General features: G+C 73.1%; 19 protein-coding genes and 1 pseudogene. 5 read left to right on the forward strand and 15 right to left on the reverse strand.

Annotation, left to right across the window (positions count from 1 at the left end; genetic code table 11):
• Positions 1–52: 52 nt before the first annotated feature.
• Positions 53–1,198: a 4-hydroxyphenylpyruvate dioxygenase gene (gene hppD, locus ABD347_RS03725; RefSeq protein WP_344356241.1), complete on the reverse strand. Its 1,146-nt coding sequence runs from the start codon at positions 1,196–1,198 to the stop codon at positions 53–55.
• 121 nt (positions 1,199–1,319) lie between these two features.
• On the opposite strand from hppD, the gene ABD347_RS03730 reads away from it, so the two are divergent.
• The 5 genes and pseudogenes from ABD347_RS03730 to ABD347_RS03750 all read left to right on the forward strand — a co-directional run bounded on the left by ABD347_RS03730 (position 1,320) and on the right by ABD347_RS03750 (position 5,466).
• A complete protein-coding gene (locus ABD347_RS03730; RefSeq protein ID WP_064072192.1) occupies positions 1,320–1,790 on the forward strand; it encodes an Lrp/AsnC family transcriptional regulator in 471 nt (156 codons plus the stop codon).
• A 15-nt stretch (positions 1,791–1,805) separates the two neighbouring features.
• Positions 1,806–2,461 (forward strand): annotated as a pseudogene (locus tag ABD347_RS03735) (ABC transporter permease).
• Positions 2,445–3,650, forward strand: coding sequence for an ABC transporter ATP-binding protein (locus tag ABD347_RS03740; protein ID WP_344356244.1), 1,206 nt, complete (start codon positions 2,445–2,447; stop codon positions 3,648–3,650). The pseudogene ABD347_RS03735 and the gene ABD347_RS03740 overlap by 17 nt, the downstream one beginning before the upstream one ends.
• Positions 3,647–4,495 (forward strand): ABC transporter permease, encoded by an 849-nt coding sequence (locus ABD347_RS03745; RefSeq protein ID WP_344356246.1) that lies wholly within the window; start codon positions 3,647–3,649, stop codon positions 4,493–4,495. Before ABD347_RS03740 ends, ABD347_RS03745 begins: the two co-directional genes overlap by 4 nt.
• A gap of 80 nt (positions 4,496–4,575) precedes the next feature.
• A complete protein-coding gene (locus ABD347_RS03750; RefSeq protein ID WP_344356385.1) occupies positions 4,576–5,466 on the forward strand; it encodes a glycine betaine ABC transporter substrate-binding protein in 891 nt (296 codons plus the stop codon).
• Between the two features lie 174 nt (positions 5,467–5,640).
• Here ABD347_RS03750 and ABD347_RS03755 read toward each other — a convergent pair whose 3' ends face one another.
• The 14 genes from ABD347_RS03755 to ABD347_RS03820 form a co-directional block, all read right to left on the reverse strand.
• Complete coding sequence (locus ABD347_RS03755; RefSeq protein WP_344356248.1) at positions 5,641–6,429, reverse strand: S16 family serine protease; 789 nt, start codon at positions 6,427–6,429, stop codon at positions 5,641–5,643.
• A gap of 72 nt (positions 6,430–6,501) precedes the next feature.
• Complete coding sequence (locus tag ABD347_RS03760; RefSeq protein ID WP_344356250.1) at positions 6,502–7,143, reverse strand: IclR family transcriptional regulator; 642 nt, start codon at positions 7,141–7,143, stop codon at positions 6,502–6,504.
• Positions 7,144–7,423: 280 nt separating this feature from the next.
• A complete protein-coding gene (locus ABD347_RS03765) occupies positions 7,424–9,211 on the reverse strand; it encodes a DEAD/DEAH box helicase (protein WP_344356252.1) in 1,788 nt (595 codons plus the stop codon).
• Positions 9,212–9,535: 324 nt separating this feature from the next.
• Entirely contained in the window at positions 9,536–10,972 is a 1,437-nt protein-coding gene (locus ABD347_RS03770; RefSeq protein WP_344356254.1) for an MFS transporter, read from the reverse strand.
• A gap of 287 nt (positions 10,973–11,259) precedes the next feature.
• Positions 11,260–11,793, reverse strand: coding sequence for an AAA family ATPase (locus tag ABD347_RS03775; protein WP_344356256.1), 534 nt, complete (start codon positions 11,791–11,793; stop codon positions 11,260–11,262).
• A 26-nt stretch (positions 11,794–11,819) separates the two neighbouring features.
• The gene (locus ABD347_RS03780; RefSeq protein WP_344356257.1) at positions 11,820–14,138 is read right to left on the reverse strand and encodes a xanthine dehydrogenase family protein molybdopterin-binding subunit; all 2,319 of its coding nucleotides are present in this window, start codon (positions 14,136–14,138) and stop codon (positions 11,820–11,822) included.
• A complete protein-coding gene (locus ABD347_RS03785) occupies positions 14,135–15,445 on the reverse strand; it encodes a 2Fe-2S iron-sulfur cluster-binding protein (RefSeq protein WP_344356258.1) in 1,311 nt (436 codons plus the stop codon). Before ABD347_RS03785 ends, ABD347_RS03780 begins: the two co-directional genes overlap by 4 nt.
• Positions 15,442–16,317, reverse strand: a complete 876-nt coding sequence (locus ABD347_RS03790) for an FAD binding domain-containing protein (RefSeq protein WP_344356259.1) — start codon at positions 16,315–16,317, stop codon at positions 15,442–15,444. The genes ABD347_RS03785 and ABD347_RS03790 overlap by 4 nt, the downstream gene beginning before the upstream one ends.
• A gap of 296 nt (positions 16,318–16,613) precedes the next feature.
• Positions 16,614–18,245, reverse strand: coding sequence for a beta-N-acetylhexosaminidase (locus ABD347_RS03795; RefSeq protein ID WP_344356261.1), 1,632 nt, complete (start codon positions 18,243–18,245; stop codon positions 16,614–16,616).
• A 7-nt stretch (positions 18,246–18,252) separates the two neighbouring features.
• Complete coding sequence (locus tag ABD347_RS03800) at positions 18,253–19,086, reverse strand: carbohydrate ABC transporter permease (RefSeq protein WP_344356262.1); 834 nt, start codon at positions 19,084–19,086, stop codon at positions 18,253–18,255.
• Entirely contained in the window at positions 19,083–20,099 is a 1,017-nt protein-coding gene (locus ABD347_RS03805; RefSeq protein WP_344356387.1) for a carbohydrate ABC transporter permease, read from the reverse strand. The genes ABD347_RS03800 and ABD347_RS03805 overlap by 4 nt, the downstream gene beginning before the upstream one ends.
• A 259-nt stretch (positions 20,100–20,358) precedes the next feature.
• Positions 20,359–21,657, reverse strand: a complete 1,299-nt coding sequence (locus tag ABD347_RS03810) for an extracellular solute-binding protein (protein ID WP_344356264.1) — start codon at positions 21,655–21,657, stop codon at positions 20,359–20,361.
• Positions 21,658–21,855: 198 nt separating this feature from the next.
• Complete coding sequence (locus ABD347_RS03815) at positions 21,856–22,149, reverse strand: DUF3039 domain-containing protein (RefSeq protein WP_329870294.1); 294 nt, start codon at positions 22,147–22,149, stop codon at positions 21,856–21,858.
• 240 nt (positions 22,150–22,389) lie between these two features.
• A complete protein-coding gene (locus ABD347_RS03820) occupies positions 22,390–22,950 on the reverse strand; it encodes a YqgE/AlgH family protein (RefSeq protein WP_344356267.1) in 561 nt (186 codons plus the stop codon).
• Positions 22,951–23,199 lie beyond the last annotated feature (249 nt).

The following is a 23,199-nucleotide window of genomic DNA, read 5'->3' on the forward strand; positions in this document are numbered from 1 at the left end:
CGGTGCCGCCGGCCTCCGCGGGGACGGCCTTGCGCCGCCCCCGGCGGCGGCGCTACAGGTTGCCGCGCTTGGCCTGCTCGCGTTCGATCGCCTCGAAGAGCGCCTTGAAGTTGCCCTTGCCGAAGCCCATCGAGCCGTGGCGCTCGATGAGTTCGAAGAAGACGGTCGGCCGGTCCTGCACGGGCTTGGTGAAGATCTGGAGCAGGTAGCCGTCCTCGTCGCGGTCGGCGAGGATCTTCAGCTCGCGCAGCTCGTCGATCGGGACGCGGGTGTCGCCGACCCACTCGCCGAGCGTGTCGTAGTACGAGTCGGGCACGTCGAGGAACTGGACACCGCCCGCCCGCATGGTGCGGACCGTCGCGACGATGTCGTTCGTGGCGAGCGCGATGTGCTGCACACCGGGGCCGCCGTAGAACTCGAGGTACTCGTCGATCTGCGACTTCTTCTTCGCGATCGCCGGCTCGTTGATCGGGAACTTGACCTTCTTGGTGCCGTCCGCGACGACCTTGGACATGAGCGCGGAGTACTCGGTGGCGATGTCGTCGCCGACGAACTCCTTCATGTTGGTGAAGCCCATGACCTTGTTGTAGAAGGCCACCCAGTCGTTCATCCGGCCGAGCTCGACGTTGCCCACGCAGTGGTCGATGGCCTGGAACGTGCGCTTGGCGGGCGGCTCGACGATCGGCTTGGCGGTGACGAAGCCGGGGAGGTACGGGCCGTCGTAACCGGAGCGGTCGACCAGGGTGTGGCGGGTCTTGCCGTACGTGGCGATGGCGGCGAGGACCACCGTGCCGTGCTCGTCCTTGATCTCGTACGGCTCGGTGAGGCCGGTCGCACCCTGCTCGACGGCGTAGGCGTACGCCTTGCGCGCGTCCGGCACCTCGATGGCGAGGTCGACGACCCCGTCGCCGTGCTCGGCGACGTGCTCGGCGAGGAAGCGGCCCCAGTCGGTGGTCGGCTTGATGACGGAGGTGAGCACGAAGCGCGCGGCGCCGTTCGTCAGCACGTAACTGGCGGTCTCGCGGCTGCCGTTCTCCGGTCCGGAGTAGGCGACCAGCTTCATGCCGAAGGCCGTGGAGTAGTAGTGCGCGGCCTGCTTGGCGTTGCCGACGGCGAAGACGACCGCGTCCATTCCCTTCACCGGGAAGGGGTCGGCCTGCCGGGCGGTGTCGGGGGTGTGGGAGATGGTCTCAGTCATGGCGGCAGGCTCTCTCCGTTTGGCAGGGTGCGCAATAGTTGGCGTCCAGGGTGGTCATATTGACCAGTGGATGGGCACTATGGCCGGGCGTTCTGTACAGGGTGACCATTGGGGAGCGGCTGTGGCGATCGATCATCTGGACGGCAGGCTCATCGCCCTGCTGGCGCGTGAGCCGCGCATAGGCGTCCTGGAGGCCTCGCGCCGGCTGGGCGTGGCACGCGGCACGGTGCAGGCCCGGCTGGACCGGCTTCAGTCGAACGGAGTCATCCGGGGCTTCGGCCCGGAGGTGGATCCGGCGGCTCTGGGTTACCCGGTCACCGCGTTCGCCACGCTGGAGATCAAACAGGGGCAAGGCGCCGATGTCCGGGAGCACTTGGCGGGCGTACCGGAGGTGCTGGAGCTGCACACGACGACCGGTCACGGGGACATGCTGTGCCGCCTGGTGGCCCGGTCGAACGCGGATCTCCAGCGGGTGATCGACCGGGTCGTCGGTTTTGATGGCATCGTGCGGGCCTCCACCGCGATCGTCATGGAGAACCCCGTGCCCCTGCGGATCATCCCGCTGGTGGAGCAGGCCGCGTCGGAGGAGTGAGACGAGGGAGCGCGCGTGGGCTTCTGGGAGTACGTGGCCGCCCGGCACCAGCAGTTGTTCACGGACGCGTTGCAGCACGTCAGCGCGGTGTTCCAGTGCATGGTGATCGCCACCGTGGCGGGAGTGGCGCTCGCGCTGGCCACCTACCGCAGCGGCTGGGCGGGGACCCTCGCCGTCACGTCCACCGCGACGGTGCTGACCATTCCCTCGCTGGCGCTGATCGGCCTGCTGATCCCGGTGGTGGGGCTGGGGGTGGCGCCCACCGTGATCGCGCTGGTGCTGTACGGGCTGCTGCCGGTGGTGGCAACGCGATCGTGGGGCTGCGGGGTGTCGACCCGGCACTGGTGGACGCCGCCAAGGGCATCGGGATGTCACCGGCCGCCCGGCTGGCGCGGGTGGAGCTGCCGCTCGCGTGGCCGCCGATCCTGGCGGGGATCCGGGTGTCCACGCAGATGCTCATGGGTATCGCCGCGATCGCCGCCTACGCGTCGGGGCCGGGGCTGGGCAATGAGATCTTCCGCGGGATCGCTTCCCTGGGCAGCGCCAACGCGCTCAACCAGGTGCTGGCCGGGACGCTGGGGATCGTCATCCTCGCTCTGCTCTTCGACGCGGCGTACGTGCTGCTCGGGCGGCTGACCATTCCGAGGGGGATCCGTGGGCGCGAGCATTGAGCTGGAGCACCTCTCGAAGAGCTACCCGGGCAATCCGTCACCGGCCGTGGACGACGTCTCGATGGAGATCAGGCCGGGCGAGACGGTGGTCCTCGTGGGACCGTCGGGGTGCGGGAAGTCGACCACCCTGAAGATGATCAATCGGTTGATCGAGCCGACGTCGGGGCGGATCCGGATCGACGACGAGGACGTCACCCGCATCGACCCGGTCCGGCTGCGGCGGAAGGTGGGGTACGCGATCCAGTCCTCCGGGCTGTTCCCGCACATGACGGTCGCCGAGAACATCGCCCTCGTACCGAAGATGGTGGGCTGGTCCAAGGCGCGGGTGCGCGGCCGGGTGGAGGAGATGCTGGACCTGGTGGGGCTCGACCCGGGGGAGTTCCACGGGCGGTACCCGCGCCAGTTGTCGGGCGGCCAGCAGCAGCGGGTCGGGGTGGCGCGGGCGCTGGCGGCGGATCCGCCGGTGCTGCTGATGGACGAGCCGTTCGGGGCGGTGGACCCGGTCACGCGCGACCACCTGCAGGACGAGCTGCTCCGGTTGCAGCACGAGTTGCACAAGACGATCGTCTTCGTCACCCATGACTTCGACGAGGCGATCAAGCTGGGTGACCGGATCGCGGTGCTGCGTGAGCGTTCGCGCGTCGCCCAGTTCGACACGCCGGAGGCGATCCTGACCAACCCCGCCGACGACTTCGTGTCGGGGTTCGTGGGGGCGGGGGCGGCGCTGAAGCGGCTCCATCTGACGCGCGTACGGGATGTGGAGATCGCCGGCTTCCCCACCGTGTCGGTCGACGACTCTCCGCGGACCGTCCTCGACCGGCTGCGCGGCGGGCCGTACGACGTTGTGCTGGTGCTGGACCGGCACGGGCGGCCCCACAGGTGGCTGCGGCGCGGGGACCTGGCGCCGGCCAGGGGCCCGGCGGCACGGGCGGGCCGGTCGGTGCGCGGGACGGTGACTCGGGACGCGACGCTGCGCGACGCGCTGGAGGCGGTGCTCGTCGACTCGGCGGGGCGGGTGGCGGTGACGGGGTGGCGCGGCGAGTACATCGGGGTCGTCGACCTGGAGACGCTGCTGAACTCGGTCCGCGAGACGCTGGAGGCGGACCGGACGGCCGCGACCGGGCACCGGCACGACTTGGAGGAGGCCCGCGACCACCGCACCGGGGCGGAGCCGGAGGGACGCGCGTGACGCCCCGTGCGGAGACGGAGCCCGACCGCGAGGGGCGGCCCGTCCCGCGGCGGCCCGCGCCACGGCGGGCCGCTCCACGGCGGCGCTCCTCGCGGTGGAGTGCGCCGGGGTGGCGCGTGCCGCCGAGGAGGCTGGTGGTCACGCCGGTGGTGCTGGCCGCGCTGCTGTCGGCGACGTACCTCTGGATGTCCCACGTCCACCTGGACGCGATCGCCCGGAACGCGCTGGCGGGCGGGAACGCCCGGTTGCGGCTGTGGCAGCACGTCGAACTCACGGCGGTCTCCACCTTCTGGGTGCTGCTCATCGCCGTCCCGCTGGGCATCGCCCTGACCCGGCGAGGTCTCAGGCGCGCGGCTCCGGTGGCGACGGCGGTGGCGAACGTGGGCCAGGCGACCCCGGCGATCGGTCTGCTGGCGCTGCTGGTGATCTGGCTGGGCATCGGGCCGACGACCGCGATCACCGGCATGGTCGCCTACGCGGTCCTGCCGGTGCTTTCCAACACCATGGCCGGCCTCCGGGCCATCGACCCGCGGATGGTGGAGGCCGCGCGGGGCATCGGCATGTCGGCGGCGGGCCGGCTGCTGCGGGTGGAGCTGCCGCTGGCCGTGCCGCTGATCCTGGCGGGTGTGCGCACGGCGCTGGTGCTCAACGTGGGTACGGCGACGCTGGCGACGTTCGTCGGTGGCGGCGGGCTCGGCGACCTGATCACGACGGGCATCCAGACGCGGCGGATGGCGGTGCTGGTGCTGGGGTCGGTCCTCACGGTCGCGCTGGCGCTGCTGGTCGACTGGCTGGCGTCGCTCGCGGAGCTGCTGCTCACGCCGCGCGGGCTGGCGGCCCGGTGACGAGGTGCGGGAGGGCGGCGGTGGCCCTGGCGCTGGTCGCGGCCGGGCTGTCCGGATGCGGGCTGAAGAGCGGCTCGCCGATGGCCGACGACGTCCTGCCCGGTTCGGTGGGGCGCGGGCAGCCACTCAAGGGCGCTTCGCTGACGGTCACGTCGAAGAACTTCAGCGAGAACCTCGTCCTCGGCCACATGATCGGGCTGATCTTCAAGGCGGCGGGCGCCGAAGTGCTGGACCGGACGAACCTGCCGGGGTCCCTCAGCGGCCGTGAAGCGATCATCCAGGGCGACGCCGACGCCATCTACGAGTACACGGGCACGGCGTGGATCACCTACCTGGGAAAGCAGACGCCGGTCCCCGGCGAGCGGGAGCAGTGGGAGGCGGTGCGTGACGCGGACGTGCGCAACGGCGTCAGCTGGCTGCCGCCGTCGGCGCTCGACAACACGTACACGCTCGCGATCAGCGAGAGGAACAACGCCAGGTACGGGCTGCGGACGCTCTCGGACGTGGCGGAGCTGTCCCGCCGCGACCCGTCCGCGGTGACGCTGTGCGTGGAGAACGAGTTCGCGTCCCGGGAGGACGGGCTGCCGGGCATGGAGCGGGCGTACGGCATGGACATCCCGGCCGCCGGCATCCGCAAGATGGACGCCGGGATCATCTACACCCAGGTGGCGGAGTCCGGCTCGTGCCTGCTCGGCGAGGTCTACACGACGGACGGCCGGATCAAGGCGATGGACCTGGACACCATGGAGGACGACAGGCACTTCTTCCCCCACTACAACGCGGCGCCCGCCCTGCACTCGGCGACCTACGCGAAGTACCCGGTGATCGCCGACCTGCTCGGCCCGCTGAGCGCGCGGCTCAACACGGCGGTGGCGCGCGAGCTGAACGCGCGGGTGGACGTGGACGGCGAGGACCCGCACCAGGTGGCGAAGGAGTGGCTGGTGGAGGAGGGGTTCATCAGCGAGGGGTGACGACGGCCGGGGTGCTGACGGCCATGCCGCTGGGCGGGCTCGGCGCGGGACACCTGGTGGAGCAGGCGGGGCTCGCGACGGCCCTGCTGGTGATCGGCGGCCTGTACTTCGTGGCGACGATGGCACCGGCGGTCTTCCCCAGCTGGGGCGGGATGGACGGTCCGGCGGCCGCCGTCAGCAGCTCGGGACCTTCTTCCCCCGTTCCAGGGCGCGCAGTGACGACACCGCGTCCTTGAGCGTGGTGACGGGGATGAGCCGCAGCCCCTCGGGCTTCTCGGCCTGGGCGTCCGCGCACTCGTCCTTCGGTACGAGGAAGACGGACGCGCCGTCGCGGTGGGCGGCCTGGGTCTTGAGGGACACCCCGCCCACGGCGCCGACCGTGCCGTCGGCGTCGACCGTGCCCGTACCGGCGATGGTGCGGCCGCCGGTGAGGTCGCCGCCCGAGCCGTCGCCCGCGATCTTGTCGACGATGCCGAGGGCGAAGAACAGCCCGGCGCTGGGGCCGCCGACGTCGGCCAGTTCGAGGTCGACCTTCACCTGCCGAGGGCTCTTGCCGAGGTAGCCGAGGGCGGCCTGGACGGCGCTGTTCTGCGACTGCCGCATCTGCCCGATGTTGCGCTTCTCGATCTCGGCGTCCGACTTGCCGGCCGGGTAGACGGAGTCGTGCGGCAGGACGGCGCGATCGTCGCGGAACCAGCTGTCGACGACGTCACCGAGGCCGACGTCGGTACCGGGTCCGGTGGCGACGATGGTCGTCATGAGCAGCTCGCCCTCCGTCTTCCGGACGGGTGTGCCGGAGACGGTGATGACCTGCCGGCCCTTGTGCTTGCCCAGTACGTCACTGGTGGACCCCGGCTGCGCGAGGGTGAACGGCAGCGGCGCGAACCCGGCGACCACGAGCAGGGCGACGACGGGAAGGGCGCACAGGGCGAGAGCGCGGGGGCGCGTGAGACTGGTGAGCACGGTGCCAATCTATCCGCCGTCCGCCGCCCCCACCCGGGGCGGGGCGGTGGCCGCACGGCGACGGGGGTGGCGTCAGCGCAGGGCGTCGGCGACTTCGCGGGCGGCGTCGACCACGCGGGGCCCGACCCGTTCCGGTACGGCGTCCGCCAGCATGACCACGCCGACACTGCCCTCGACGCCGGTCACCCCGAGCAGCGGGGCCGCCGCGCCGCTCGCGCCCGCCTCCAGCTCGCCGTGCGTGAGCGTGTAGCCGGGCCCGGTCAGGGCGCCCTGCCGGGCGGCGAGTATCGCGCGGCCGGCCGCTCCCCGGTCCAGCGGGTGCCGGAACCCCGCCCGGTAGGCCACGTGGTAGTCCGTCCAGGTGGGTTCGACGACCGCCACGGCGAGCGCCTCCGCGCCGTCGACCAGGGTCAGGTGGGCGGTGGCCCCGATGTCCTCGGCCAGCGACCGCAGCGCGGGCAGCGCTGCCTCGCGCACCAGCGGGTGCACCTGGCGGCCCAGCCGCAGCACACCGAGGCCGACGCGGGCACGGCCGCCCAGGTCCCGGCGTACCAGAGCGTGCTGTTCGAGCGTGGCGAGCAGACGGTAGACGACGGTGCGGTTGACACCGAGTTTGTTGGACAACTCGGTGACGGTCAGCCCGTGATCGGTGTCGGCGAGCAGCTTGAGGACGCGCAGTCCTCGGTCGAGCGTCTGGGAGGTCTCCGCGGTCACGACGCCCTCTCCTTCGGAGTGAGTGACGGCGGACACTCTCAACGGCGGACGCGCCACCGGTCCCATCGGCGACGCACGGAGAGGCCGCCGGCAGGCAAGGCACACCGGCTGCGCTCCGCGGCGGCGCTGCCACGGGGCGTTTGCATTGCGATTGCCGGGACAGTAGCGAGCCACTCCGCTCAGCGGAAGCCCTCGTCCAGAATCCGGGCGCAAGCGTTTGCAGTACGGAAGTTTCGCCCCGGTTTGCGCCGAGTACGCCCCCCGCCGGGCCACCCGGTGCTCAGCGCATCCGCGTGGCCCACTCCTGGACCTTCTTGATCCGCTCCCTGATCTGTCCCGCCGTCGCCTCCGCGCTCGGCGGCCCGCCGCACACCCGGCGCAGCTCGGTGTGGATGACGCCGTGCGGCTTGCCGCTCTGATGGACGTACGCGCCCACCATCGTGTTCAGCTGCTTGCGCAGCTCCAGCAGCTCCTTGTGCGAAACGACGGGCCGCCGTTCGGCCGGCAGCTCCAGCAGGTCGGCCTCCTCGGCCGGCTTCTGCCGGCTGTGCGCGATCTGCCGCGCCTGCCGCTTGCGCAGCAGCAGCTGCACCTGGTCCGGCTCCAGCAGCCCGGGGATGCCGAGGTAGTCCTGCTCCTCCTCGCTCCCGGGGTGGGCCTGCATGCCGAACTCGGCGCCGTCGTACAGGACCCGGTCGAAGACCGCGTCGGACTCGAGCGCCTCGAAGGGCAGCGTGTCCTGCTCGCCGGTGTCCTCGTCCTGCTCCTTGTTCGCCTCGTCCATCTCCTTCTCGGACTCGGCGTAGGGGTCCTCGTCGGCCCCGTCCTTCTTGGGCTTGTCGAGGGCGTGGTCGCGCTCGACCTCCATCTCGCCCGCGAAGGTCAGCAGGGTCGGGATCGTCGGAAGGAACACGGACGCGGTCTCGCCGCGCCTGCGGGAACGTACGAAACGGCCCACCGCCTGCGCGAAGAACAGCGGCGTCGAGATCGTCGTCGCGTAGACGCCGACCGCCAGGCGCGGCACGTCGACGCCCTCCGACACCATCCGGACGGCGACCATCCAGCGGTCGTCGCCCTCGCTGAACTCGTCGATCCGCTTCGACGCGCCCGCGTCGTCGGACAGCACGACGGTCGCCTTCGTCCCGGTGATCTCGCGGATCAGCTTGGCGTAGGCGCGCGCCGAGTCCTGGTCGGAGGCGATGACCAGGCCGCCCGCGTCCGGGATGCCCTTGCGGACCTCGGTGAGCCGCTGGTCGGCCGCGCGCAGCACGTTGGGCATCCAGTCGCCGCGCGGGTCGAGGGCGGTGCGCCAGGCCTGCGAGACGGCGTCCTTGGTCATCGGCTCGCCGAGCCTCGCCGCGACCTCGTCACCGGCCTTGGTGCGCCAGCGCATGTTGCCGCTGTAGCTGAGGAAGATCACCGGACGGACGACGCCGTCGCCGAGCGCGTTGCCGTATCCGTACGTGTAGTCGGCGGAGGACCGCCGGATGCCGTCGTTGCCCTCCTCGTAGGTGACGAAGGGGATCGGGTTGGTGTCGGACCGGAACGGCGTACCGGTGAGCGCGAGCCGCCGGGTGGCGGGCTCGAACGCCTCCAGGCAGGCCTCGCCCCACGACTTGGAGTCACCGGCGTGGTGGATCTCGTCGAGGATGACGAGGGTCTTGCGCTGCTCGCTGCGGTTGCGGTGCAGCATGGGCCGTACGCCGACGCCCGCGTAGGTGACCGCGACCCCGTGGTACTCCTTGCTCAGCGGCCCGGCGCTGTAGTCCGGGTCGAGCTTGATCCCTATCCGCGCGGCCGCGGCGGCCCACTGCTTCTTCAGGTGCTCGGTCGGCGCGACGACGGTGACCTGCTGCACCACGTGGTGGTGGAGCAGCCAGGACGCGAGCGTGAGCGCGAAGGTGGTCTTGCCGGCGCCGGGCGTCGCGACCGCGAGGAAGTCGCGCGGCTGCTCCTGGATGTACCTCTCCATCGCGGCCTGCTGCCAGGCACGCAGTTTGTTGGCGGTACCCCAGGGGGCGCGGCCCGGGAAGGCGGGTGAGAGGTGATGGGAGGCGGTAGTAGTCACGGTCTCCGATTCGGTCTCTCGGCTGTTACGTACGACAACCGGGCCACCCTACCGGTGGCCCGGCGCCGTCCCCGCCGGGACGCCGCCGTGACCTCGTGGAGTGCGACGCGGGTCACACCGCCGGGCCCCGGTGCTCCCGGGCGACGTCCTTCACGCCGTGCGCCTCGGCCGTGGCGACGGCGGTCACCGGTCGCCGGGCGGCGTCGGTGTCGGCGTCGGCGTGGCGTGGCGTCGGCGTCCGGGCGTGGCCGGACCCCGTTCACGGCGAGGGACGTCACGCGGGACAGCCGGGCCGTACGCTCGCCACCGCCGGCCCACCGCCTCTCACGTCCGCAGCCTCGTCGCCACCCACGCCCCCACGGCCCCCACCACCGCCATCGGGAGGAACACCGCCGCGAAGGCCACCGGGTGCGAGCCGCCGCCGGCTCCGTGGGCCGCGTGGGCCGCGACGGAGCCGCCGCCCAGGGCCGCGAAGGCGGCGCCGCCGAGGGTGAGGAGCACGGCGTTGGAGAGCCCGTCCGAGATCTGGAGGGCCGCCGAGTTCGCCCCGGCCTCACCCGGCGCCGACAGCTTCAGCAACAGCACGCTCGTCGAGGAGATCACCATGCCCATGCCGAGACAGCCCACGCCCCAGGCGACGCCCACGGTCCACACCGGCACGGCGGGCACCAGCACGCTCGGCGCGGTCGCGATGGCGGCGGCCACCAGCAGCATCCCGAGCACCATCAGGCGCTCGCGGTACGGCTCCACACGCGGCCGGGACTGGACGTACGAGCCCAGCGCCCATGTCGCCCCGCCCACCGCCAGCGACAACCCGGCCATCGTCGGGCTCAGGCCCCGCTCGGTGACCAGCATCAGCGGCACGAACGATTCGGCGGAGATGAACGCCCCCGCCGCCAGGCCCCGCAGCAGCACCACCGACGGCAGCCCCCGCGCCGCCCGGTAGGTGCCGCGCGGCAGCAGCCCGAGCGCGGCGGGCACGAGCAGCGCCGCCCCCGCCACCGCCGGGACCAGCGACACCCACCGCAGGTCCTGGCCGGCGTACTGCAACAGACCCGCTCCCAGCGAGATGCCCAGGGCCAGCCGGATACGCCGCCCGTCGAACGGCGGCCTAGGCGCCTGCGGGTCGGCCGGCCCGGACGCCGACCGCCGTATCGCGGGCAGCGCCAGGACCAGCGGCAGCACGACCAGCACGGGGATGCCGACGAACACCCATCGCCATCCCAGCCGTTCGGTCACCGTTCCGGCGGCGAGGGGACCGACGATCGAGGGGACGACCCATCCGGCGGCGAACGCCGCCATGATCGCGGGCCGCAGCCGCTCCGCGTACGCCCGGCTGACGACCACGTACAGCGCCACGATCACCAGGCCGCCGCCGAGGCCTTGGACGGCCCGCCCGAGGATGAACAGCCACATCGTCCCCGCCGTCCCCGACATCAGCAGCCCCGCCCCGAAGGCGGCGATCCCGGCGGTGACCGGCGCGAGGGGGCCCGCGCGGTCGGACCACTGACCGGAGAGCACCATCGCGAAGAGGCTGGTGGTGAAGTAGGCGGAGAAGCCGAACGCGTACAGCGGCACGCCGTGCAGCTCCCGCGCGGCCACCGGCATCGCCGTACCGACGGCGGTCGCCTCGAAGGCGATCAGCATCACCACGGAGACGATGCCGACACTGAGCGCGCGGTGCTCGCGGTCGAGAACGCCGCCGGGCTTCCGCTGCCCGGCGGCGCGCGTCTCCGTGCGGTCGCTGTCCAAAGCGGTCATGGACCCACCGTAAGGGGCGTGGTGGGATATGGCCCCTGTCCGGAGGAGGGACGGTCCTCGGTCCTTGGTCGTACGTCCACGCGCGTGCGGGGACACCCCGGGGCAGTCGCGCCGCGGCCGCTCCCGCCGCCGTGGGGCAGCCGCCCACGGTCATGCGGAGCGCCTCGGGCCGTGTGCCCGAGAGGCCCGGGGCCGGGCCGGACCGCGCCGGACCTCGCCGGGCCGGGCCGCATCGGCGGCGGGCTCCGCCCGCGGGCGGTGACGCGGGGCGGGGCCCGCCACGGTCCCTACGGCACGAGGGCGCGGTCCGCGCCTTCCAGGATCGCGTCCACCGTGGCCCCGACCGTCAGCCCGGAGGTGTCGAGCCACAGCCCGATCCGGGCGGTCTCCTCGCGCAGCCCCTTGTCCAGCCGCTCGGGTGTCCAGCCGCCGCCGTACCCCGTCTTGCCCCGCCCCGCCTCGCGCGCGGCGACCACGTCCGGCCGCGGCGCGAGGACCACGACGTACCGGGGCCGGGTCCGGACGAGCCGCATGTACGCGGCGAGTTCGGGTCCCAGCACCACGTCCTGGACGACGGCGGTGAAGCCCTCGTCGGCGTACGCGTCGGCGGTGGCGGCCGACAGCCGGTACCGCAGGCGCAGTTGCGCCAGGGCCTCGTCGCCCGCCCCGGGGCGCATGTCCGCGCGCCCCGACACGATCATGCGGCGGAAGACGTCGCCCCGTACGTGCGCGGCCCTCGGCAGCCGTTCGGCGAGCGCCTGGGCGACGGTCGACTTGCCGGCGGCCATGATGCCGGTGATGAGCACGACACCGGATCGCACGGGCGGGCCCCCTTCTCCCCGGCCGGTCAGGCGGTAGGGGCGGCGACCGCCGCCTGGGGGCGGATCGGCAGGCGGTTGACGGGGCGGCCGGTGGCGGAGCGCACCGCGGCGGCCACCGCCGCCGGAGAGGTCACCACCGGGACCGCGCTGGCGGCCTTGGCGCCGAACGGGGCGACCACGTCACGTTCCTCGACGAGCCTGACGATGCGGATGTCCGGCGCGTCCAGGGCCGTCGGCAGCGCGTAGCCGGTGAGGTCGGGGTGGCGGACCAGGCCGCGGGCGGTGCGGAGGTTCTCGGTGAGGGCGGCGCCGACGCCCTGGGTGACGCCCGCCTCGATACGGGTGGCGAGCTGCGCGGGGTTGAGGACGCGGCCGACGTCCTGGGCGACCGCCATCTCGACGACGCGGATGGAGCCGAGCTCGATGTCGACGTCGACGACCGCGCGGATGGCGCAGAAGGCGAGGCCCACGAAGGCGTCGCCCTGGCCGGCGCCGTCGAGGGGCTCGGTGGGGTGGGGGCGGCACTGGGCGGTGGCCCAGAGCTCCTTGCCCTCCAGCGCCTCCATGACGGTGGTCGACAGGACTCCGTCGTAGGAGGTGATCTTCCCGTCGGTGATCTGGAGCAGTTCGGTGGACATGCCGAACTTGTGGGCCAGGGGCTGGAGCAGCTGGGTCCTGACCATCTTGGCGGCCCGCTCGACGGCGCCTCCGGAGACCCAGGTGTGGCGGCCGTGGGTCGCCGGGCCGGCGGGGGGCTGGTCGGTGTCGACGGAGGCGACGTGGACCTCGTCGATGCCCAGGGTCTCCTGGACGATCTGGCGGGCGAGCGTGGAGAAGCCCTGGCCGGTCTCGACCGCCGCGCAGATGACGGTCGCCATGCCGTCGTGGACCTTGACCGTGGCGGTGGAGACCTCGTCCGTCCCCTCGGCCCCCAGCATGTGGACCATGCCGAGCGCGTAGCCGACACCGCGGCGTACGGCGCCGGGCTCGCCCGCTCCCTCCGGACCGCCGGGGAGGAGCCAGCCGTCCTCCGGGGAGTCCTTGGGGAGGGCGGGCAGGGGGAAGTCGCGGACGGCCTGGAGGAGTTCGGCGACCGGGGCGGGGCAGGTGACCGTCTGGCCGGTGGGGAGGATGTCGCCGGTGGCCAGGACGTTGCGCAGGCGCAGCTCGGCGGGGTCCAGTCCCAGGCGCGCGGCGAGCTTGTCCATCTGCGCCTCGTACGCGGCGCAGACCTGCATCGCGCCCTCGCCGCGCACATGCCCGGAGGGCGGGTTGTTGGTGCGTACCGCCCAGCCCTCGACGAACGCGTGCGGCACCACGTAGGGGCCGCAGGCGAAGGCGACGGCGGCGGCGAGCGACTCGGAGGAGGCCTCGGCGTAGGCGCCGGCGTCGAGGAGGATCTGCGCCTCGACCTTGACCAGACGGCCCTCCGCGTCGGCGTGGTGGCGGTAGCGCAGCAGGGTGGGGTGACGGTGGGCGTGGCCGAGGAAGGACTCCTCGCGGGTGGCGGCCAGTTTGACGGGGCAGCCGGTACGGAGCGCGAGGAGGCCCAGCGGGATCTGGAACCCGGGGTCCTCGCGGTCTCCGGTGGCGCCGGGGACGCCGGTGACGACCACCTTGACCTGCTCGGGGCCGAGCCCGAAGCAGGCGGCGGCCAGGTCGCGGTCGGTGTGCGGGTCGGTGGAGGCGGTGTAGATGTCGACACCGCCGTCCGGGCGGGGCACGGCGAGCCCGGCCTCGGCCCCGATGGGCGCGGGGTCCTGGCGGCCGATGCGGTACAGGCCCTCGACGATGACCTCGCCGGTGGCGTCCGGGTCGCCGTAGCGCAGCGGGATGTGGCGGATCAGGTTGCCGTCCGGGTGGAGGGGCGGGGCGGCGAAGGCCTGCTCCGGGTCGGTGACCGGGTCGAGGACCTCGTACTCGACCGCGATGGCCGCGGCGGCCAGGCGGGCGGTGTCCGGGTGGTCGGCCGCCACCGCCGCGATGGCCTCGCCGTGGTGGCGCACGAGGTCGGAGGCGAAGACGGGGCGGTCGGCGACCGTGCGGCCGTGCGTCGCCTCGCCGGGCACGTCGGCGTGGGTCACCACGACCCGTACGCCGGGCATCTCGGCGGCGGCCGTGGTGTCGATCGAGACCACGCGCGCGTGCGCGTGCGGGGAACGCAGGACGGCCGCCCACAGCAGGCCCTCGGCCCACAGGTCGGAGGCGTACGGGAAGGTGCCCTCCGTCTTGGCGCGGGAGTCGGCGGACGGGAGGGACGCGCCGAGCCCGTGGGACGGCAGCTCCTGCTGGGGGCCCTGGGGGCCGTCGACCGCCGGGATGGCGGTGGCCGCGTCGTTGCTCACGCCGTGCCTCCGTCGTGCGGGTGGGGGATCTGGTGCGGGATACGGGGCTGCCGCGCGGCGCCCTCGGCCCCCTCGGCGGCTCCGGCGGCCTCCGCCGCGGCGGAGGCGGCGCTCGCGGCGCGTCCGGCGACGACCTCGCGTACGGCGTCGACGACACCGCGGTAGCCGGTGCAGCGGCAGAGGTTTCCGCAGAGCGCCTGGCGGGTCTCCAGTTCGCTCGGGGCGTGGTTGCCCTCGAGGAGGTCGTGGACCGTCATGGCCATCCCCGGGATGCAGAAGCCGCACTGGACGGCTCCGCACGCGGCGAGGGCGCGCTGCACGTCGGAGGGCTCGCCGTCGGTGGCCAGCCCCTCGACCGTACGCACCTCGCTCCCGGCCGCGGTCGCGGCGGGCACCAGGCAGGAGGCGACGAGCCGGCCGTCGACCTGGACGTTGCAGGCGCCGCACTCGCCCTGGGAGCAGCCGTCCTTGGCGCCGGCGAGGCCGAGCCGCTCGCGCAGCACGTACAGCAGGGACTCGCCGATCCACGCCTCGGTGACGGGGCGGTCCGTGCCGTTGACGCGCAGCACGTACGAGATGTGCGGGTGCTCGTCGCTGTCCGTGACGTGGGTAGGGGGCGGCGCCGCGTGGTGGGCGGCCGTCTCCGGGTCCGCCCCCTGGGCTGCCTCGTGGTGGGCCTCATGGGCCGGTTCTTCGTCCGGTCCCTGGCCCGGTCCGGGATGCGCAGGGGGTTCCGGATGGGGGTGGGGGTGCGGCTCCGGATGGGGGTGCGGCTCCGGATCCGGAGCCTGACCCGGATCGGTTTCCGCTCCCGGTGCCGAGGCGGGTTCCGGAGCCGGGTCCGGGACCGCGTGCGGGTCCGCGTCGGGGGCCGGCTCGGGGGCTTCCTCGGCGGGGGCTTCGGCGGGCCGCGGCTCCGGCGTCGCCCAGGGCGCGGGGGCGCCGCCCGGAAGAGTGGCCGGCGCGTTGCCGCTCGACCAGTGCGAGGCGAGCGCCGACGTGGTGAACTCGCCCGACTCGTCCGGTAGATCCCCCTGGGCGACCGGAATCGTCCACTGGCCGGTCGGCTCCGTGGGCGCGGGAGCGGGCGCCGCCTGGTACGACCACTGGGCCGTCGCGTTCGGATCGTGCGGCGCCCATGCCTCCGGCGGCACGTAGCCGTGACCGGGGGCCTCCAGCGGGGCGCCGGTCGTCGCCATGTCCGGCGGCAGCTGCACGAAGGCGGTCGCGTCGCCGTCGTACTCGCCCTGGGGCGTCGGCTGCCAGCCGCCCTGCCCCCGCCGGTCGTCGTTCTCGTCGGTGGTCACGACAGCGCCCTCCCCAGTGCCCGTCGGGCCAACGCGGCGACGGTACGCCGCAGGTGCAGTACGGCGGGCGGCAACTGCTCCCCACCCGGCGGGTCCGGGATGCAGGCGGCCGCCACGTACTCGCCGAACGCCGCGAGCGCCTCCGGCACCAGGCCGCGGTCGCCGTCCCAGTCGATCAGCGACGCGATCCAGCGCTCCGCCTCCAGCGGCCGCAGCGGCATCGGGGCGATCGCCCCGACCGCGCAGCGCACGCCGCGCCGCGCCGGGTCCAGGACGACCGCGACGGACGCGGTGGCCCGCCCGGGGCCGGTCCGGCCGGTGGCCTTCAGGAACACCTGCGGGGCGTGCAGCAGGGGTACGCGGACGTGACCGATCAGTTCGGCGGGGCCGAGCAGCTCCCGGCCCGCGAGCAGGTGCGCCACCGGCACCTCGCGCATACCGCCCGGTCCGGCGACGACCAGGTCCGCCTCCAGGGCGGCCAGCACGGGCAGGGAGTCGCCGGTGGGCGCGGCGGTGACGATGTTGCCGCCCAGGGTGCCCGCGTTGCGGATCTGGGGCGGACCGGCCGCGCGGGCGGCCGCCGCGAGGGCGGGGATGAGCGCCGCGAAGTCCGGGCGGCCCATGCGCGCGTGGGTGAGACCGGCGCCCAGCAGGGCGTGGCCGTCCTGGTACCGCCAGCCCCGGATCTCGTTGACGCGGCCGAGGCCGACGAGACCGGCGGGCCGCAACTGGCCCCTGTTGACGGCGGCCATCAAGTCCGTACCGCCCGCCACGGGCACGGCGGCGGGCATGGCGCTGAGCGCCGCCACGGCCTCGCCGAGCGTGGTCGGCAGCGTCACGGACTGCGCCGCCTGCGGTGCGTGCGTGGTCAACCCAGCTGCCCCTTCCCGGTGTCCCGGCCGTCCCGGCTGTCCCGCCTGTGTGGCCGTACCGTACGTGCTCACAGCCCCGACGTGGCAACTCTGGCACATCTTCCGGGCCGGTCGGCGCGAGGGTCCACGAAGCACACATCCGCCCCGGACGTCCCGTGACCTGCGGTATGAACCGGTTTGCCACACCATCGGCGGCACAGGCGGATTGCCACTTCTCGGCGACCTTGTACGACTCCTTCCCGGCGGCCCCCACGGTCCCAGGTGCCGGGCTCGGGCGCGTACGGCTTCGCCGGGGCTCACACGTTCGGGGGCGTCCCCTCGATCGGGCGTCCGACCACCCCCGGGCGCCTCTGCCACGGCAACGGGCCGCCGGGCGGGCGGTAGTCGACGCCCAGCGCGTCCAGGCGCCGGTAGTGGGCGGCCATCCGGCGCTCGAAGCCGGCGAAGTCCCGCTCGGCGGGGTCGGCGGGGAGCCGGGTGGACCAGGCGACCTCGGCGAAGGCGGCGAGGCGCGGGAAGACCTGGTAGTCGACGCGGGAGCGGGACTCCATGACCTCGGTCCACACGTTCGCCTGGGTGCCCATGACGTGTGCGGCCGCCTCCGGGGACAGCCCCGGCGGTACGGGTTCGAACCGGTAGACGTCCTCCAGGGTGCGGACGTACCCGATGGGCACCGGCTCGTCGGGGCCGCCGCCCTGCCGATGGTCCAGGTACACGTACTGCTCGGGGCACATGACGACGTCGTGACCCGCCTCGGCGGCGGCGATCCCGCCGGCGTAGCCGCGCCAGGAGGACACGGCGGCACCGGGCGCGAGGCCGCCCTCCAGGATCTCGTCCCACCCGATCAGGCGGCGGCCCCGCTCGGCGAGCCAGCGGTCGAAGTGGCCGATGAACCAGGCCTGGAGGCCGTCCTCGCCGGCGAGCCCGAGCTCCGCGATACGGGCCTGGGCGGCCGGGGAGGCCTTCCACTGGCCCTTGGGGCACTCGTCGCCGCCGAGGTGGACGAAGGGTGACGTCGCGGCGGGGAAGAGGTCGAGGACCTCCTCCAGGACGCCCTCGTAGAAGCGGAGGGTGTTGTCGGTGGGGGCGAGTACGTTCGGGTTGACGCCCCAGGTGTCCCAGACGGGCAGGGCGGTCGTGTCGACGACGTCGGTGTTGCCGAGCTCCGGGTAGGCGGCGATGGCGGCCTGCGAGTGGCCGGGGATGTCGATCTCGGGGACGAGGCGGACGTGCCTTTCGGCGGCGTACGCGACGATCTCGCGGATGTCGTCCCGGGTGTAGTAACCGCCGTGCGGGGTCTCGTCCCAGAGTTCCGAGGCCCGGTGCCCCCGCTTCGTACGCGCCCGCCAGGCGCCGTCCTCGGTGAGCCGGGGGTAGCGCTTGATCTCGACGCGCCAGCCCTGGTCGTCGGTGAGATGGAGGTGGAGGACGTTGAGCTTGTGGGCGGCGAGGAGGTCGACGTAGCGCAGGACGTCGTCCTTGGGGAGGAAGTGGCGGGCGACGTCGAGCATCAGGCCGCGCCAGGGGAAGCGGGGCGCGTCCTCGACGACGACGGCGGGGACGTCCCAGGCGCGCCCGGAGTCGACGGGTGCGCGCCGGAAGGCTTCCGGGCCCAGCAGTTGACGGAAGGTCTGGGCTCCCCAGAACACGCCGGCGGCGCTGCCGCCCTGGATGCGAAGGCCGTGTCCGTCCACGGCGACGCGGTACCCCTCGGGCGCCAGTCCGGGGTCGATGTCCAGCACGACGCGGTTGTCGGTGGTGTCGCCGTCCGGGAACGGCAGGCCGGTGGCGGCCCCGATCGTGGCCCGGAACCACCGTGCGACGCCTTCCGTTCCCGCCCGGGCCTCCAGCAGTGTCCCGGCGTCGAGGCGGTCGTGTCCGGAGGACGGCACCCGTCGGCAGGCGCGGGGGGCGGGGATGAGGTCCATCGGGTCGTCAGTCCTTCACCGCGCCGCCGAGCCCGGACACCAGGCGGCGCTGCACGAGTACGAAGAAGACCAGCACCGGGATGGTCATGACGGTCGACGCGGCCATGATGCCGCCCCAGTCGTTCTCGTCCGGCTTGAAGAAGACGAGCAGGGCCATGGGGAGCGTCGACTGCGAGGTGTCGCTGATGATGAACGACTTCGCGAACAGGAAGTCGTTCCAGGTCGAGATGAAGGAGAAGACGCTGGTCGCGACGAGCCCCGGGAAGACCAGCGGGAAGAGGATCTGCCACAGGAACCGGGCGCGGCTCGCGCCGTCGATGTACGCGGCCTCCTCCAGTGCCTCGGGCACCGCCCTGACGAAGCCGCGCAGCATCCAGATCGCGAACGGGAGGGAGAAGGCGATGTGCGGCAGGATGAGCGAGCCGAGGGTGTTGAGCTGACCGAAGTCCCGCATGAGGAAGAAGAGCGGGATCGTCAGCGCCTCGATCGGCACCATCTGCGCGACCAGGAACATCACCAGCAGCGTCGTGCGGAACCGGAAGCGGAAGCGGGTGACCGCCGTCGCCGCGAGGAAGGCGATGAGGGCGGAGGCGATGACCACCGTCCCCGCGACCAGCAGGCTGTTGACGAAGTACCGTCCGAAGTCCTGCTGTTCGAAGACGCGGCGGAAGGAGTCGAGGGACGGCGAGAGGGTCCAGGGGCGGGCGCCGGTGGACTGGATCTCGCCCGCCGGCTTCAGGGCGGAGAGGACCATCCAGTACAGGGGGAAGGCGACCACGGCCGCGATCAGGAGGGTGGCGGCCTCGGCGGCGAGGCGGCGGGGGCGGTGGGTACGGATCACAGTTCCTCTCCCTGGCGTCGCACGATCCGGAGGTGGACCAGCGTGACCGCGAGCAGGATCAGCAGCATGACGACGCCGATCGCCGAGCCCAGGCTGTACTGGGAGGACGCGAAGGCCTTCTGGTACGCGTAGACGTTGAGGACGAGGTTCTGGCCGGCGATGCCGCCGCCGTTGGTCATCACGTAGATCTGGGTGAAGACCTTGAAGTCCCAGATGACCGACTGGATGGTGACCACCAGCAGGATGGGCCGCAGCACGGGGGCGGTGACGGAGCGCCAGGTGCGCCACTGCGAGGCCCCGTCGAGGGCGGCGGCCTCCAGCACCTCGGAGGGGATCGCCCTGATGCCGGCGTAGACGGTGACCATCACGAACGGGAACGAGCACCAGACGACCTCGAACAGGACGAGCGCGAAGGCGCTGAGGCGCCCGTACGTCCAGGAGAAGTCGCCCAGGCCGAACACCCTGTTGACGGGGCCGTAGTCGGGATCGAAGAGGAACACCCAGACGGTGGACCCGGTGACGGCGGGCGTCGCCCACGCGCCGAGCGCGGCGAGCATGAGCGTCAGACGGGGCACGGCGCGGACCCGGGTGAGCAGGACGGCGAGGGCGCACCCGACGGCCAGGGTGGTGACGACGCACGCGGCGGCGAACAGCACGGTGGCGAGAAGGACCTGCCAGAACTGCGGATCGCGGAAGAGGTCGGCGTAGTTGCCCAAGCCCCGGAAGGACGTGGGCTCCCCGCCGCTGACCTGGGCCTGGGTGTACTCCAGGAACGAGATCAGGCCGAGCTGGTAGACGGGGTAGACGAGGAGGGCGCCGAGCGCGACGAGCGCGGGCGCGAGGTACAGCCACGGGGTCCAGCCCCCGTGCCGCCCCCGCCGCGCCGGTGCCGCGCCGGGGCGCCGGTCCGGCCGCTCCCGCCGGCCAGGCTTCCCGGGCGGCCCCGACCCGGCCGTGGCCCACCCCGCCGCGCCCGGTGTGGCGGCAGTGCCCGATGCGGCCGAACCGGGCAGGACGGCCCCCCGCCCGCCGGAGGGACCCACGCCCGCACCCGCGCTCGCACCCGGAGAGACGCCCCGCCGGCCGGAGGCACCCGCACCCCCGCCGGAGGCGGCACCTCGCCCGGCGGAGGCACCCGCGCCAGGGGCGGCGCCCCGCCCCGCGCCCACGACCCCGCCGGAGCCGGAACCCGCGACCCCACCGGAGCCGGAACCCGCGCCCGCGCCGGGGGCGGGGCGCCGGCCGGGTGGGATCGCTTCGTACGTCATGGCGTCAGCCCGCCGAGGTGAACGCCGCGTCCATCTTCTCCGCCGCGTCGTCGGACGCCGTCGCCACGTCCTTGCGGCCGCTCACGATCTCCTGGAACATCGTCGGCAGGACCAGCGACGCGTCGATCCGCCCCCAGGCCGGGGACGCGGGGACGAACTTCGCCCCTGCCGCGAGCGTGTCGATGAACGGCTTCACGGACGGCTGCTTCCTCGCCGCCTCCGCCCGCACGTCCGTGTACGTCGGCAGGAAGCCCATCGCGTCGAACAGCTCGCGCTGCGCGTCCTTGCCCGCCAGCGACTTCATGAGGTCCACCGCCAGCGTCCGGTGCGAACTGCTCCTCAGCACACCGACGTTGTTGCCACCGGCGAACGCCGGCGCGATCGTCCCGGCCGTCACGCCGGGCAGCGGGACGACCGCGTACTTGCCCTTCGCCTCACCCGCCTCCACGGCCGCGCGGCTGAAGTCGCCACCGATCGCCATCGCCGCCTTGCCGGAGGCGAAGGCCGTGACCGTCGCGTTTCCCCCCATGGACGCGCACTTGGCGGCCGGGCAGTTGTCGTCGCCGAAGAGCGAGGTGTACGCGGTGATGCCCTTGCGGGCGGCCGCGCTGTCCACGGCCGAGGTGTACGAACCGCCGTTCCGGGTGGCGAGTTCACCGCCGTGCGCCCAGAGGAAGGGCAGCGCGCCGTACGTGTACGCGCCGCCGACCGCTATCCCGTACAGCTCCGGCTTCGCCTTGCGGATCTTCTTCGCGGTCGCGATCAGTTCCGTCTGTGTCCCGGGCGGCTTCAGGCCCAGGTCGCGGAAGACGTCGGTGCGGTAGTACAGCGCCCGTACGCCGACGAAGAGCGGCGCGCCGTACACCTTGCCGTCCACCGTGACCGAGGCCCGCGCGGTGGGGTCGGTGTCCTTGGCGTCCGCCCAGGCGCCGAACTCGGCGCTCACGTCGGCCAGTCCGCCGTCCTTGACGTAACCGGCGGTGTCCGTGTTGCCGTACTCGATGACGTCGGGCGCGCTCGCGGGGTCGTTGAAGGCGGCCTTGACGCGCTGGGCGCGGGTGTCGACCGGGATGTACTCGACCTGGACGTCGGCACCCCGGTGCCGTTTCTCGAAGGCGGCGACGGCGGCGTCGACGACCCGCTCCTTCGGCTTGTTGTTGACCTCCTGGAAGAGCCAGACGCGCAGCGTGCCGGTCCTCTCGTCCTTCTCGGCGCCGGTGTCGGAGGTCTGGGGGGCGCACGCGGCCGCCGCCAGCACCAGGGCGGCGGCGACCGGGGCGACGAGCCGGGCAGGAAGCTTCATGGCGGATTCCCCTCCGATGGTGTTGCAGCATGCGCAACAGCCGTTTCGTGCTGCACAACACGCAGGAGGTTAGAACGGGCCCGGAGCGCCCACAAGAGGTCTCGACCACTTCCCGATCATCCTGATCAAACGACGAGGGCCCCCGGGGCGCGTACCTGCGTACGCGCCCCGGGGGCCCTGTCCGGCGGTCGGCGGGACCTACTTCTTGTCCTTGCCGCCCTTGCCCTTGTCCTTGTCGCCACCGGCGCCCATGGACTCGTAGATCTCCTTGCACATGGGGCAGACCGGGTACTTCTTCGGGTCGCGGCCCGGCACCCAGACCTTCCCGCACAGCGCCACCACGGGAGTGCCGTCGAGGGCGCTCGCCATGATCTTGTCCTTCTGGACATAGTGGGCGTAGCGCTCGTGGTCGCCGTCGCCGTGCGACACCTGCGGCGTCGGCTCTACGAGGGTCCCCGTACCTGCCCCGCGCTCGGGCTCAAGAGTGCTCATGAGCTCCAAGGGTACCCACGCCGGCGCCGTGCCGGGAGCGAGGCCCGCGCGTCCGTGGCGGGGGGCACCGGCGCACGGGGTGTGAAGCCGCTCACTCGCGGGCCGCGAGGCGCCCGCACGGGACGTATGTCCGACACATGGCCGGAATCAGTCGTATGACCGCATACACGTCTTACCGCATGAACATCCCGGGCGTCCCGGCCGGCCACCGGGCCGGGCCGGGGCCCGACGCCGGCGGGCTCAGTTGAGCGAGGGGTCGTCCGGATACGTGGCGATCATCGCGAGCTCGCTGCGCTGGCGCCTGAGCACCTCACGCCACAGGCCCTCCGGCCGCGGCGACGAGACGTCCCCCGGTTCGGAGTCCACGACGAACCACGCGCCCTCGGCGAGCTCGTCCTCCAGCTGCCCCGGCCCCCAGCCCGCGTACCCGGCGAAGATCCGCAGGCTGCCCAGAGCCGCGGCCAGCAGCTCCGGCGGGGTCTCCAGGTCCACCAGGCCGATCGCGCCGTACACCCTCCGCCAGCCCAGCGGTCCCTCGTCACCAGGGATGACGGCGATGCCGAGCGCCGCGTCGAGGGAGACCGGACCGCCCTGGAACACCACGCCCGGCTCACCGGCGAGCGGGGCCCAGCCCTCGAGGATGTCGCCGACGCCGACCGGTGTCGGGCGGTTGAGGACCACGCCGAGGGAGCCCTCGTCGTCGTGGTCGAGCAGCAGCACCACCGCGCGGTCGAAGTTCGGATCCGCCAGCGCGGGGGTGGCGACAAGCAGCCGCCCTGTGAGGGAGGACACCTCGGTCATGCGAGACATGATCCCGCATCTCGGCCCTTCGCGGGGCGCGAGCGGCCGACTCGCGACCCCCGGCACCGAACCGCAGCTCACCGGGGACGCGGACTCCGGCCCTGGCCGAAAGCGGACCGTAACCCTCCGCAAGGAGCGGAGGACGGAGGGTGTTGTGCCGAATTCATTACATCTGCCTTGCGTCCTCGGGCTACCAACAAGGCCACTCCGCCCCCTTACCCTTTTCCCTGGCCCCCTGCCCGACCCTCT

The sequence above is a fragment of the Streptomyces gobitricini genome (assembly GCF_039532985.1).
Taxonomy (GTDB): domain Bacteria; phylum Actinomycetota; class Actinomycetes; order Streptomycetales; family Streptomycetaceae; genus Streptomyces; species Streptomyces gobitricini.